This window comes from Streptomyces sp. NBC_00996 (assembly GCF_045162675.1).
Taxonomy (GTDB): domain Bacteria; phylum Actinomycetota; class Actinomycetes; order Streptomycetales; family Streptomycetaceae; genus Streptomyces.
Genome location: NZ_CP108723.1, coordinates 10107009 through 10119022, shown reverse-complemented (window position 1 = coordinate 10119022; position 12014 = coordinate 10107009). Strand labels below are relative to the sequence as shown.

Sequence of the window (12014 nt, the reverse complement as noted above, 5' to 3'; positions counted from 1 at the left end):
CTTGATCGTGTACGTCATAGGAGTGACGGAACGCGACAAGGAAAGGTGACCCATGGTCGGGCACGACGAGCTGGCGAGGCGGTTCGAGGCGCACCGCGGTCAGCTGCGCGCGGTGGCCCACCGCATGCTCGGTTCGCTCAGCGAGGCGGCGGACGCCGTCCAGGAGACCTGGCTGCGGCTGGGCCGTGTCGACGTCGGCGCGGTCGAGAATCTGACCGGCTGACTGCGGACCGTGGTGTCCCGGGTGTGCCTGGACATGCTGCGCTCCCGCGCCGCGCGCCGGGAGGAGTTCGTCGGGCAGCGGATCCCGGACCGGATCGCGGAGGCCGACGACGCCGGCGATCCCGCGCACGAGGCCCTGCTCGTCGACTCCGTCGGGCTGGCGCTGCTCGTGGTCCTCGACACACTGAGCCCCGCGGAACGCATCGCGTTCGTGCTGCACGACATGTTCGCGGTGCCCTTCGAGGAGATCGCTCCCGTCGTGGGCCGCTCGCGGGTGGCCGCCAAGAAGCTCGCCAGCCGTGCGCGCCTCAAGGTGCGAGGCACGCCGGTGGTGTCCGGCGCGGAGCTCGACCGGCACCGGCACGTGGTCGACGCCTTCCTCACGGCCGCCCGCGGCGGCGACCTCGGCGCGCTGCTCGCGGTGCTCGACCCCGATGTCGTACGCCGGGCGGACCCCGCCGCCGTGCCGGCGGGCACGGCGACAGAAGTCCGCGGTGCGCGGGCCGTCGCGGAGGAGACGGTCCTCCTGCGCGAGCGGGCGTGCCATGCGGCACTGGCGCTGGTCGACGGAACCGTGGGGCTCGTCGTCGCCCCGCGCGGCCGGCTGCTGATCGCTCTCACCCTCACGGTCGAGGCGAGCGGATCACGGCGTACGAGGTGATCGCCGACCCCGTACGCCTGCGCCGACTCGATCTGGCTGTCCTGGACAAGTGACCTCGAGGCCTCTCAGGACCTTCAGGCCCGCCGGGGGTCAGGTCCCGCACGGCTGTCAGGTCCCGCTCGACGTTCAGGTCCCGCTCGACGCTCAGGTCTCGGAAACGGTGATGGCGCCGACCGGGCAGGCCCTGGCCGCCTCCCGCAGCAACGGGTCGCCGCCCCCGTCCTCCCGGCCCGGCAGCAGTTCGCTGAATCCGTCGTCGTCCTGGGTGAAGACGCCCGGGGCGGTGAGGGCGCACTGGCCCGCGCCGATGCAGACGTCCTTGTCGATGGAGATCTCGATGCTCATGTCCGCAGCCTCTTACCAGGTCACAGGGAGTTCCAGCATTCCCTGGATCGTGTCTCCGGGTTTGAAGGGGATGTCGTCGACGGGCGCGGCGAGCCGCAGCCCGGGGAACCGGTCGAAGAGCGACAGCAGCGCGATCTCCATCTCGGCCCGGGCGAGGTTCTGGCCGAGGCACTGGTGGATGCCGAAGCCGAACGCGATGTGCTGGCGGGCCGAGCGGTGCCAGTCCAAGGCGTCCGGTTCGGCGAAGGTGTGCCCGTCGCGGTTGATGACGGAGGTCGAGAAGATCACCCCCTCGTCGGCGCGAATCGTCTTCCCGGCCACCTCGATGTCCTCGGTGGCCACCCTCAGCAGCCCGTCCGCGATGGAGAGGAAGCGCAGCAGCTCCTCGACGGCGGCGGGCATCAGCGTCGGCTCGGCGCGTAGCTCGGCCAGCTGTTCCGGGTGCCTCAGCAGGGTGAACGTGCCGAGCGAGATCATGTTCGCCGTCGTCTCGTGCCCGGCCACGAGCAGAATCGTGGCCAGCGAGATCAGCTCCTCCCGATCCACCGCGCCCTCGCGCAGCTGATCGTGGATGAGCTCGTCGAGGAGTCCGTCGCCCGGCTCCCGCTGCTTGCGGTCGATCAACGAGCCGAAGTACGCGTCCAGCTCGTCGCGCGCGTTCTTGATGTCGGCCGCGGCGGGGCCGCGCAGCAGTCTGCGGGACTTCTCCTCGAAGAAGTCGTGGTCGGCGTACGGGACACCGAGAAGGGCGCAGATCACCATGGAGGGCACGGGCAGTGCGAAGGCGTCCACCAGGTCCGTCGGCGGGCCCTGCTCCACCATCCGGTCGAGGAGCCGGTCCACGGTCTCCTGGATGCGCGGGCGCAGCATGGCGACCCGCTTGAGAGTGAAGCTCGGGACCAGCATGCGGCGTTGGGTGTGGTGCTCGGGATCATCGAGTCCGAGCAGCGCGACGCGGCGGTTGCGGACCGCCGCGAACCGCTCCGTGGGCGCCGGGAAGGCGGGCAGGGTGCGGTCCGACGAGAGTCGCGAATCGGTGAGGAGTTCACGGGCGGTGGCGTGGCCGGTGACCACCCACACGGCGCGCCCGTCGAACAGGGAGATCCGCGAGAGCGGGCGCGCCTCGCGCAACGGGTCGTAGGCGGTGGGCGGGTGGTAGGGGCACGTACGGTCCTGGGGGAAGGCAATCGGTTCCGTCGTGGGGGGTTCATTCGTGGGGGGTTCAGTCCTGAGGGGCTCTGTCATGGTGACCTCGCAAGCGCTGGTTCCCTCTTGCCGATCATCATTAGATGCCCGGGGCATCTACACGGCCACCTGAAGTTCGGCCAGATGCGCTGGACGCGCGATCTGGCCGAAGTGTGGGGGACCCGCCGCCGAATTCCTCGGTTTTCCCATGTGTGTCGTCGCCCTGGTGGCTCACACATGGCCTGATCTTCTCCAGAGTAGCTCTCAGGTATTTCGCTTGCGTGGGCAGATCCGATGGCCCCAGGATCTGCCCATGTCCACGATCGAAGCCTTCCTGCCGCCGACTTCCGCCGCCGCCTGTCCGGTGCGGGTCCAGCAGCAGCCCGGCCGACCGCGAAGGCCCGTGCTTCCCCGGTCGTGACCGCCGCGCTCGTCGCGGGGCTTCTCGCGGGCTTCGGTATCGCCATGCCCGTCGGAGCGGTCGCGACCTACCTCGTCTCCCTCACTGCTCGTACGTCCTTGCGGATCGGCGTCTGCGCCGCACTGGGCGTCGCGACCGCCGACGGGCTGTACGCCATGGTCGCCATGGTCGGCGGTGCCGCGCTCGCGGCGGCTCTCCAGCCGGTCCTGCTCCCGCTGCGCTGGGCCTCGGGGCTGGTGCTGGCAGCGCTGGCGACACGGGGCGCGGTGTCCGCGTACCGCCGATACCGTGAGCAGCAGCTCGCCGCCCGCCCGGGGCCGGATCCGCTGCTCCCGTCGCGCGCGTATCTGGCGCTGCTGGGGATCACCCTGCTCAACCCCACCACGGTGATCTACTTCGCGGCGCTGGTGCTCGGCAGCCGTACCGCCGAGGCGGTGCGCCCCTTGGAGCAGGGAGTGTTCGTCCTCGCCGCCTTCGCCGCGTCCGCGAGCTGGCAAATGCTGCTTGCCGGGGGTGGCGCACTGCTCGGCCGTGCCCTGACGGGGCGCCGGGGACAGCTGGTGACGGCGCTCGCGTCGAGCGTCGTGATCACGGTGCTGGCCGTACGGATGCTGCTTGCACCGCAATGACGGAGGATCGCGACGACGAACTTCTTCAACCGGCTCAACGCGACGATCGAGGAGCCGGCCTGGGCGACGGGGGGCTGCGCGCTCCGCCTGCGTCGGCCTCGGAACCGAACGCACGGGCAGCGGCCGGGCTGTCCTCGTCGCCCTCCCCCATCCGGCACGGCAACTCCTCGACCACGGCCCGTACGTCGAGGCCTGATCGGCGCATACGGACATGGGGACGCCCCCAAGTAGTCCGTGTGCGGGAACGGTTCCACCGTGCCGCAGGTGTCCTCCGGACGCGATTACACGCGAGGCAATGGTGCGGAAGATTCGGGTGCCTACTGGTGTTGAATCGTGCCGAGACACGACCGGTACGACGCGACGATGGGACGGAATTCATGCCTCTTGAGGGCGAGTACGAACCCAGCCCGACGCAGTGGGTGCGGGAACAGGTGGAGCTGTACGAGAGCTCCGGCGGCACCAAGGGCACGACCCTGATGGACACGGGCCTGCCCGTCATCATTCTCACGACCCGTGGCGCCAGGAGCGGCAAGATCCGCAAGACCCCGCTGATGCGCGTCGAGCACGAGGGCCAGTACGCGGTGGTCGCCTCACTGGGTGGAGCCCCCAAGCACCCCGTCTGGTACTTCAACGTCAAGTCCGATCCGCGTGTGGAGCTCCAGGACGGGCCCGCGCGCCATGAACTGACCGCTCGTGAGATCACCGGCGAGGAAAAGGCCCTGTGGTGGGAGCGCGCGGTCGCCGCGTATCCCCCCTACGCCGACTACCAGAAGAAGACCGACCGGGAGATCCCCGTCTTCGTACTGGAGCCGACCGACTGACGCCGACCGACTGACGGGCCGCAGCCACGGCGATGGCCCGCACCGGCCCCCCGCGCCGGTGCGGGCCACTCCCCCTGGTCAGGCGGCAGTGCGCCGCCACGCGTGTGCGGCGATCAGGATCGCCGACACCGCACCCGGCAGCGCCGCCACCGCTCCCGAGGTCCCCGACGAGAAGACGAAGCCCAGCGGGCCACCGACGAGGAACAGCACCGAGATCCACCACGGGAGCACGCGCGAGCGCAGCAGGGCCACGGTGATGAGCAGCGTCGCCACAAGGGTGGCCAGTGCGCCAGGGGCCACCAGGCCCATGACTTGGCCGTCGTGGGCATTGACGTAGTGCACGAAGGCGCGGCCGGCCGGCTCGTTCAGGGCGGCGGTGTCGGTCGCGTACGAGTAGACGGCGGCGATCGAGGCGAGCCCCGCCGCCAGGAACACCCCCGAGAGCACCGCGACCACGGAGCCGATCCGGGCGAGTGCGGCCCCGCACTCGCGCACCAGGATGCAGACGGCGACCGCGAGGCCGACAGTGAAGACGGCGGCTGTGGCTGACCGAGCGGACCGTGGAGACCCATGTCGGCTCGATCATGGCGAAGCTCGGGCTCGCGACGGGCGAGGAGCACAATCGGCGGGTCCTGGCGGTGCTGGCGTATCTCACGGGGTGAAGGGGCGAGAGACCTCGGGGAGCGTGCCTCGTCGGACCCCGAGGACTCTCCGGGACAGCCCCGCGACGGACCCCGAGGACTCTCCCGGACAGCCACCCCCTCCACGGACCCCGAGGGCTCTCCCGGACAGTCGGCCCCTCGACGGACGCCGAGGAACCTCGGGTCGAGCCTCGGCCGCACCCCACGGAAAGTTTCCTCGGATTCGTGCGCATGATCCGTCGCCCCCCGGGCACCCGAGCGTCAGGCCCCGCCGCGCTCCCCCGTCGCGGCGGGGCTTCGCCCTGCCGCGACGCCGGGCGCGGCCGCCCGGGCCGTGCTTGCGTCGGTGACGTCGAGGAAGATCTGGTCGGCCTGCTGGACGGTGTGGGCGACAGAGCGCTTGATGCGGACGGCGACGTCTTCGACCTCCTCGCTGTCGAGCCCCGGGACGAGGTCGATACGGGCGGCCACCAGGGTCGAATCGAGTCCCAGCTGCATGGTCAGCAGCGCTTCCACACTGTCGATCTCGGGCTGCGCCTCCAGCAGGGCACGGATCCTGTGGCTCTGCTCCTCGTCGGCGGCCTGCCCGATCAGCTGGTCGCGGGCGTCACGGCCCAGTCGGTAGGCGACGTACACGAGCAGCACCCCGATGGCGAGGGAGGCGGAGGCCTCCCACACGACCTGGCCGGTGACCATGTGCAGCGCCATGCCAACGCCCGCGAGGGTCACGCCGAGCACCGCCGTGCCGTCCTCGGCGACGACCGTGCGCAGCGCGGGGTCCCGCATGCCGCTCGTACCGCCCTGCTGGTGCACCTGGCGCAGCGCGCGCAGCAGCGAGGCGCCTTCGGCGAGGAGGGCCACAGCCAGCACCACGAACCCCGCCACATAGCCGTGGAACGACTCCTCGGCGCCGTTCCTGAGGGCCTCGAAGCCCTGGAAGAAGGAGAAGCAGCCGCCCATCACGAAGATGCCGACGGCCGCGAGCAGCGACCAGAAGAACCGCTCCTTGCCGTAACCGAACGGGTGCCGTCGGTCGGCGGGGCGACGGCTGCGCCGGAGGGCGGCCAGCAGGAACACCTCGTTCAGGCTGTCGGCCACGGAGTGCGCCGCTTCGGAGAGCAGCGCGGGTGAGCCCGCGACAAGGCCGCCGACCGCCTTGGCCACGGCGATCACCAGGTTGGCGCCCAGGGCCACCAGCACGGTGACGCGGGTCTTGCGGTCCGAACGTTTCGGCGGTTCCGTCGAGTCGTTGCCCACACCGGACGGTTTCCCAGGCCTGCCTGCCTCACACCGCGGACCCGGCGGGAATCGGGGAACGTCTCCCGGGTACCAGGTGCTGTGGGCGTACGCCCACGACCTCTACCGGACGCCCGGATACGGTGACACCGTCGACGTGACCGCGCCGGGACGGTACCGGAGGGTCCAGAGGTTCCGGCGTGGGGCGTTCCTGCCCGGAGAGGCAAAGGAGACCCAGGTGTCCCAGAAGCGGAAGAAGCTCAAACTCCCCCTCGCCTACAAGCCTCTGGGCTTCGTACTGAGCTGGGCGAGCGGCGCCCTCGCGGGACTCGCGTTCCAGCAGAGCTGGAAGGCGATACGTCACGAGGAGGACGCGCCGGACGCGCTGGACCGGGACCGCGGCTGGGGCGAGGTGCTGCTCGCCGCCGCCCTCCAGGGAGCGATCTTCGCGGTCGTCCGCAGCGCGGTGGACCGCACGGGCGCGAAGGCCATCGAGCGCTCCACGGGTGTGTGGCCGTCCCCGGACAAGGACGGCCGGGACTGAAGACCCCCAGGGACGGCCGGGGCTGAAAACCACAGGGGCGCCCGGGGCTGAAGCCCCATCCGTGGCCGAAGGTCAGGCCCCGCCGGAAGTCACCCCTGCTTGGGCGCTGTCGGGCGCACCGCCCGGCGCAGCGTGAAGGAGTGCCCGGCCGGGTCGGCATAGCCCCGTTCCTCGTACGGGCCGGCCGCGTCCTTGGTGTCGAGCGGGCGCCCGCCGAGGCCGACGACCCGGCGTTCCGCCTCGTCCAGGTCCGCCACATGGAAGTCCAGGTGGGCCTGGAGGGAATTCTCGGGGCGCGGCCAGCTCGGCGGCGTCGCCGTCACGTCGCGGCGGAACGCCATCCGCATGCCGTCGGCACCCTTGATCTCCACACGGTTGGCGGTCGCCTCCGTCTCCTCGGCCTCGAGCAGCTCTTTGTAGAAGGTGGCGAGCTTCTCGGGCTCGGAGCAGTCCAGCACTACGACGCCTGCCGTGACCAATGCCATGTGTCCTCCGTAGGGGGTTCCCGGGCGCGGGCGGCCTCCTGCCACCGACTGCTCCGCGCTCCCGGGTACCCCGTCCGGAGATTTCAGTCGGCCACCACCCACGCGCCGTCACACATGAGGTCGCGTCCGGAGATCTCATTGGCCTCGCGCCAGGCCTGTACGCGCTGCGGAGTGATGCGGAAGTAGAGGTAGGCGGTGGCGAGTTGGCGCGGGTCGAAGCCGGTCTTCGCGGCGAAGGCGTCGCCGACTCCCTCCGGCAGCTCAGCCGGTTCCAGCGTCGCTGCGGTGCCCTCGACGATGACCACGTCGCGGGTCGGGCCGATGCCGAGGCGGGCCCTGCCGGTCGTCCGCAGGTTCCGGCCGGTGGGACTGGCGGCCGGGGTGGCCAGCAGCAGAGTCGCGCCGTCCCAGAGGAACGACAGCGGGATCAGATACGGAGGTCCCCCGTCGCCGTCGGCCGTGGACACCCACGCGTCCTCGTCGTTCTCCAGACGGTTGAGCGTGTCCAGCTTGCGCTGCTTCGGGGTACGGGCGGGCGGGTTCATCGTCGGGCAGCCTCCTGGTGGCCGTCGTACGGACAGGTCTATGAGCGTGACGGTGGACGTCGTAGAGACAGGTCTACGGGGATGACGGCTGAGCGCCCCTCAGTGTGACGCGCCAGGAGTTCTCCCAGGGAGCGTCTGCGCGTTCCCGTGCGCCGTGATCTCCTCCAGCCGCGCCGCCGCCGCGGTCAGCAGCATGTCCAGCGCCGCCGGATACGCGCTGCGCCGCATGTCCGCCACCAGATGGCGGGCCGTCGCCGCGATGTGCGGGTAGGTGTCGCCGGGCAGCCGGGCGTACGTCGCCCGCCACACCCCCGCCTCCGCCTCGCGCGCGGTCCGGGGAAGGGCGATGCTCGCCGCGTCGAGCGCGGCGAAGGCCAGCGCCTGGTCGACGAAGGCGTGGTAGATCCGTACGGCCTCGGGATCGGGGAAGCCCGCGCCGCGCAGGACGCCGAGGATCGTCTCGACGGCCTCGATCTCGTGCACCCGGCCCGTCACGCGGTAGGAGCTGAGCACTGCGGCCTGTGGGTGCGCGAGGGACCCGGAGTGCATCCGCAGGCCGAGGTCCCGCAGGTCGGCGCGCCAGTCCCCGGTGGGGTGCCAGGTGCGCAGTGTTCGGCCGATGAGTTCGTCGGCGATGGCGAGCAGCAGGTCGTCGGTGTCGCGGAAGTACCTGTACAGGGCGCTGGGGTCGGCGCCGAGGGCGAGGCCGAGGCGGCGGACGGTGAGGGCGTCGGCGCCGTGCTCCTTGAGGAGACGCAGCGCCGTCTCGACGATCAGTTCCTCGGAGAGTACGACGCCTGTCTTGGTGGGGCGCCTGCGCCGACGGGCTGCGGGCGGGACGACTCGGTCGTTCGTGGACGGCATGGGTTCTCCCTCCGGTGCGGGCACCTTATGTCAACAGCGTTGACCTGTTAAGCCCCCGGGCAGTTTCATTTCCGGTCATCGGGCCGGAACCAGGCCCCGGGTGCGATCGGAGCAGGCCATGACGCAGAAGCCGTACGGTGTGGATCCCCCGTCCCTGCGCAAGTCCCTCGGCGTCGTCGACGGCGTCGCGATCGCCGCCTCGAGTACGGCGGCGACCACGAGCATCGGCATCGGACTCGGCGTAACGGCCGGGGTGGTCGGGCTGCATCTGCCCGCCATCATGCTGCTGGCGTTCCTGCCGATCCTGGGTATCGCGGGCGCCTACTCCCGGCTGAACCGGGTCGAGCCGAACGCGGGCAACGGCTATGTATGGGTGGGCCGTTCACTGACCCCCTGGCTCGGTTTCCTGGTCGGCTGGGTGAACATCGTGGCCACCGTGGCCTTTCTCGCCTACACCACGGCCGTGACCGGTTCGGCGATGCTCCAACTCGCCGGTGAGGCGGGGCTGCACACGGTGGCAGGCCTCGTGCTCGACCCGGGCTCCACCGCGCAGACGACCGCAGTCGGCATCGTGGTCCTCGTCGCCGTCACGCTCACCGCGGTCACCGGCGTCAAGACCGCAGCCCGGCTGCAGAGCGGGCTGCTGGTCTTCGAGTACGTCGTACTGCTGGGCTTTTGCGGATACGGCATCGTCACCGGGCCGCACCCGTTCAGCCTGAGCTGGTTCAACCCGTTCGAGATCCCCTCGGCGTCGGCGCTCGCGCAGGGGCTGCTGCTCTCGGTGTTCTGTTACTGGGGCTTCGAGGCGGCGTTCACCGTGAACGAGGAGGTGCGCGACCCCCGGGACGCCTCGCGGGCCGGGACCATCACGCTGGTGACGATGCTCGGGCTCTTCCTGCTCGGTTCCGTCGCCTTCCAACGCGTGCTGTCCGAGCCGGAGTTGGCGGGACACGGCGCCGAGGGGCTGGCGTTCTTCGGCGACCGGCTGGCCTCGCAGCCGCTGGCCGCGCTGCCACTGGTGGCCCTGATGTTCTCGGCCGTCGCCTCGCTCCAGGCCGGTGTGATCCCGACGGCGCGCGGCATGTTCGCGATGAGCCGGGACCGCACGCTCGGACCGGTGTGGTCCAAGGTGAGCGCCCGGTACGGGACTCCGGCGGCCGGAACGCTGCTGATCGGCGCGCTGGCGGCGGCCGTGGCCGGGCTCGCCCTGGTGATCCCGCGGCTGGCCGACATGATCATGGCGACGGTCAACGCCGTCGGAATCGTCGTCGCCCTCTCCTACGCGCTCACCGCGCTCGCGGCCGCCGTCCGCTTCCGGGGGCTGCTGCGCGAGGACTGGCGGCAGGGGATACGGGCCGTGGTACTGCCCTCCTTGAGTGCCGCGGCACTGCTCGGGCTCGGCGGCTACCTCGGCTGGTCCTTCTACACCTCCACCGACCATCTCGAAGTCAGCGCGGACAACGGGTGGTTCCTGCTGCTCGCCCCCACTGCCATGATCATCTCCGGTTTCGTGGCCGCCGCGTGGGCGAAGTGGGTCCGCAAGTCCCCGTACTTCCGTACCGGGCACGGCACCGACGCCGACGCACCGCAACTGCTCGCGACACCGCGCTGAGAACAACGCACGGCACCCGCACGCCCTACCCCTGGCAAGGAAACGGAACATGCACGCTGACCTCCTCTTCACCGGCGGCCCGGTCCTCACCCCCGAAGGCCGCACCGCGACAGCCGTCGCCGTCACCGCCGACCGGATCACCGCCGTCGGAAACTCCGAGGTCCATGACCTGGCCGGCCCGAAGACCGAGGTGGTCGACCTGGCCGGACGGCTGCTCCTGCCCGGCTTCCAGGACGCGCACGTCCACCCGGTCCCGGCGGGCCTGGAACTCACCCAGTGCGACCTGACCGAGGCCAAAACGGCCGAGGACACACTCGCCGCCGTCCGCGCGTACGCCGACGCGCACCCCGACCGGGAGTGGATCACGGGCGGCGGCTGGTCCATGGAGGCCTTCGAGGGCGGCACGCCGACCAAGGAGCTGCTGGACGCTGTCGTGCCCGACCGGCCGGTGTACCTGCCCAACCGGGACCACCACGGCGCCTGGGTCAACAGCCGCGCCCTGCAAATCGCGGGCGTCACCCGCGACACGCCCGACCCGGCCGACGGGCGCTTCGAGCGGGACGCCTCGGGCGAACCCACCGGCATGCTGCAGGAAGGAGCCATGCAGTACGTCGGCCGGATCACCCCGCCGGCCACCCCGGCGGACCGGCTCGCGGCACTGCTGCACGCGCAGCGGCATCTGCACGCGCTCGGCATCACCGCCTGGCAGGACGCGCTCGTCGGTGCGTTTCTGGGTATGGACGATCCGTCCGAGGCCTATCTGACAGCCGCCCGCGACGGTTCGCTGACCGCCCGCGTCGTCGGCGCCCTGTGGTGGGACCGCGCACGCGGAGCGGAACAGATCCCCGAACTCGCCGAGCGACGTGCCGCGTTGAGCCACGGACGGTTCCGGGCCACCACCGTCAAGCTCATGCTGGACGGGGTCGCCGAGAACGGCACCGCCTCATTGCTCGACCCCTATCTCGACACATGCGGCTGCGCGACCGCCAACCGGGGCACCAGCTTCATCGACCCGACCCAACTTCCGGCATACGTCACCGAATTGGACTCACTCGGGTTCCAGTGCCACTTCCACGCGCTGGGCGACCGGGCCGTACGCGACGCTCTGGACGCCGTCGAGGCGGCGCGGAGGACGAACGGGCCGAGCGATACGCGTCCGCACCTGGCGCACCTGCAGGTGGTGCACCCCGACGACATACCCCGTTTCGGGCGCCTCGGCGCCACGGCCAACATCCAGCCGCTGTGGGCCGCGCACGAGCCGCAGATGGACGAACTGACCATCCCCTTCCTCGGGGCCGAACGCGCCGCCCGGCAGTACCCGTTCGGGGCGCTGCTGCGCTCCGGGGCGCGGCTCGCGGCGGGCAGCGACTGGCCCGTCAGCAGCCCCGACCCGCTGCAGGGAATCCATGTCGCGGTCAACCGTGTGAGCCCCGAGGAGGCGGGCCCGGTGTTCCTGCCGGCCGAACGCATCGACCTCACGGCCGCGCTGACGGCGTACACCGCGGGATCGGCGTACGCGAACCACCTCGACGACACCGGGAGCGTACGGGAGGGGGCCCTGGCGGATCTGGTCATTCTCGACCGCGACCCGTTTGACGGGCCGCCGGAGGCGATCGCCGAGACGAAGGTGGCGCTGACCTATGTGGGAGGCGAGCGCGTCCACGCGGCACCGGACGCCTGACACCCGACTCCACCTGCGACGAAGCGAGTTGAGACGCATCACACCCGCATCACGTGTTACAGATCTCACACCATAGATCGTTTAGGCTCTGGGCAGTCTCGATGCGCACTTGAGTCATCAAC

General features: G+C 70.9%; 12 protein-coding genes and 2 pseudogenes. 7 read left to right on the top strand and 7 right to left on the bottom strand.

The features are described from left to right. The first annotated feature begins 52 nt into the window (after positions 1 to 52). Positions 53 to 936: pseudogene (locus OG390_RS46840) on the top strand (sigma-70 family RNA polymerase sigma factor). Between the two features lie 91 nt (positions 937 to 1027). Here OG390_RS46840 and OG390_RS46835 read toward each other — a convergent pair. After that, a complete protein-coding gene (locus tag OG390_RS46835) occupies positions 1028 to 1222 on the bottom strand; it encodes a ferredoxin (protein WP_399086840.1) in 195 nt (64 codons plus the stop codon). A gap of 18 nt (positions 1223 to 1240) precedes the next feature. Beyond that, positions 1241 to 2473, bottom strand: coding sequence for a cytochrome P450 (locus tag OG390_RS46830; RefSeq protein WP_406176610.1), 1233 nt, complete (start codon positions 2471 to 2473; stop codon positions 1241 to 1243). Between the two features lie 357 nt (positions 2474 to 2830). Here OG390_RS46830 and OG390_RS46825 point away from each other — a divergent pair, with 357 nt between their 5' ends. Then, a complete protein-coding gene (locus OG390_RS46825; RefSeq protein WP_406178280.1) occupies positions 2831 to 3463 on the top strand; it encodes a LysE family transporter in 633 nt (210 codons plus the stop codon). 377 nt (positions 3464 to 3840) lie between these two features. Further along, positions 3841 to 4284, top strand: a complete 444-nt coding sequence (locus OG390_RS46820) for a nitroreductase family deazaflavin-dependent oxidoreductase (RefSeq protein ID WP_406176609.1) — start codon at positions 3841 to 3843, stop codon at positions 4282 to 4284. A gap of 78 nt (positions 4285 to 4362) precedes the next feature. Here the strand turns inward: OG390_RS46820 and OG390_RS46815 are convergent. Next, positions 4363 to 4815, bottom strand: a pseudogene (locus OG390_RS46815) (DUF4386 family protein); the annotation flags it as partial. 8 nt (positions 4816 to 4823) lie between these two features. On the opposite strand from OG390_RS46815, the gene OG390_RS46810 reads away from it, so the two are divergent. After that, complete coding sequence (locus tag OG390_RS46810; protein WP_406178278.1) at positions 4824 to 4946, top strand: hypothetical protein; 123 nt, start codon at positions 4824 to 4826, stop codon at positions 4944 to 4946. A gap of 240 nt (positions 4947 to 5186) precedes the next feature. Here the strand turns inward: OG390_RS46810 and OG390_RS46805 are convergent, their stop codons facing one another. Beyond that, positions 5187 to 6182, bottom strand: a complete 996-nt coding sequence (locus OG390_RS46805) for a cation diffusion facilitator family transporter (RefSeq protein ID WP_406176608.1) — start codon at positions 6180 to 6182, stop codon at positions 5187 to 5189. Between the two features lie 217 nt (positions 6183 to 6399). Here OG390_RS46805 and OG390_RS46800 point away from each other — a divergent pair, with 217 nt between their 5' ends. Beyond that, positions 6400 to 6705 carry a DUF4235 domain-containing protein gene (locus OG390_RS46800; RefSeq protein WP_406176606.1) on the top strand — a complete coding sequence of 102 codons (306 nt, stop codon included), beginning with the start codon at positions 6400 to 6402 and terminating at the stop codon, positions 6703 to 6705. 89 nt (positions 6706 to 6794) lie between these two features. Here OG390_RS46800 and OG390_RS46795 read toward each other — a convergent pair whose 3' ends face one another. From OG390_RS46795 to OG390_RS46785, 3 genes are all read right to left on the bottom strand, one after another. Then, positions 6795 to 7190 (bottom strand): VOC family protein, encoded by a 396-nt coding sequence (locus tag OG390_RS46795; protein ID WP_399086448.1) that lies wholly within the window; start codon positions 7188 to 7190, stop codon positions 6795 to 6797. Positions 7191 to 7273: 83 nt separating this feature from the next. Next, positions 7274 to 7735 carry a pyridoxamine 5'-phosphate oxidase family protein gene (locus tag OG390_RS46790; protein ID WP_406176604.1) on the bottom strand — a complete coding sequence of 154 codons (462 nt, stop codon included), beginning with the start codon at positions 7733 to 7735 and terminating at the stop codon, positions 7274 to 7276. A gap of 99 nt (positions 7736 to 7834) precedes the next feature. Then, positions 7835 to 8599, bottom strand: coding sequence for a TetR/AcrR family transcriptional regulator (locus tag OG390_RS46785; protein ID WP_406176602.1), 765 nt, complete (start codon positions 8597 to 8599; stop codon positions 7835 to 7837). Positions 8600 to 8717: 118 nt separating this feature from the next. Between OG390_RS46785 and OG390_RS46780 the strand changes: the two genes are divergently transcribed. After that, complete coding sequence (locus OG390_RS46780; RefSeq protein WP_406176600.1) at positions 8718 to 10211, top strand: APC family permease; 1494 nt, start codon at positions 8718 to 8720, stop codon at positions 10209 to 10211. Between the two features lie 49 nt (positions 10212 to 10260). Then, positions 10261 to 11892: an amidohydrolase gene (locus OG390_RS46775; RefSeq protein ID WP_406176598.1), complete on the top strand. Its 1632-nt coding sequence runs from the start codon at positions 10261 to 10263 to the stop codon at positions 11890 to 11892. The last annotated feature ends 122 nt before the right edge of the window (positions 11893 to 12014 follow it).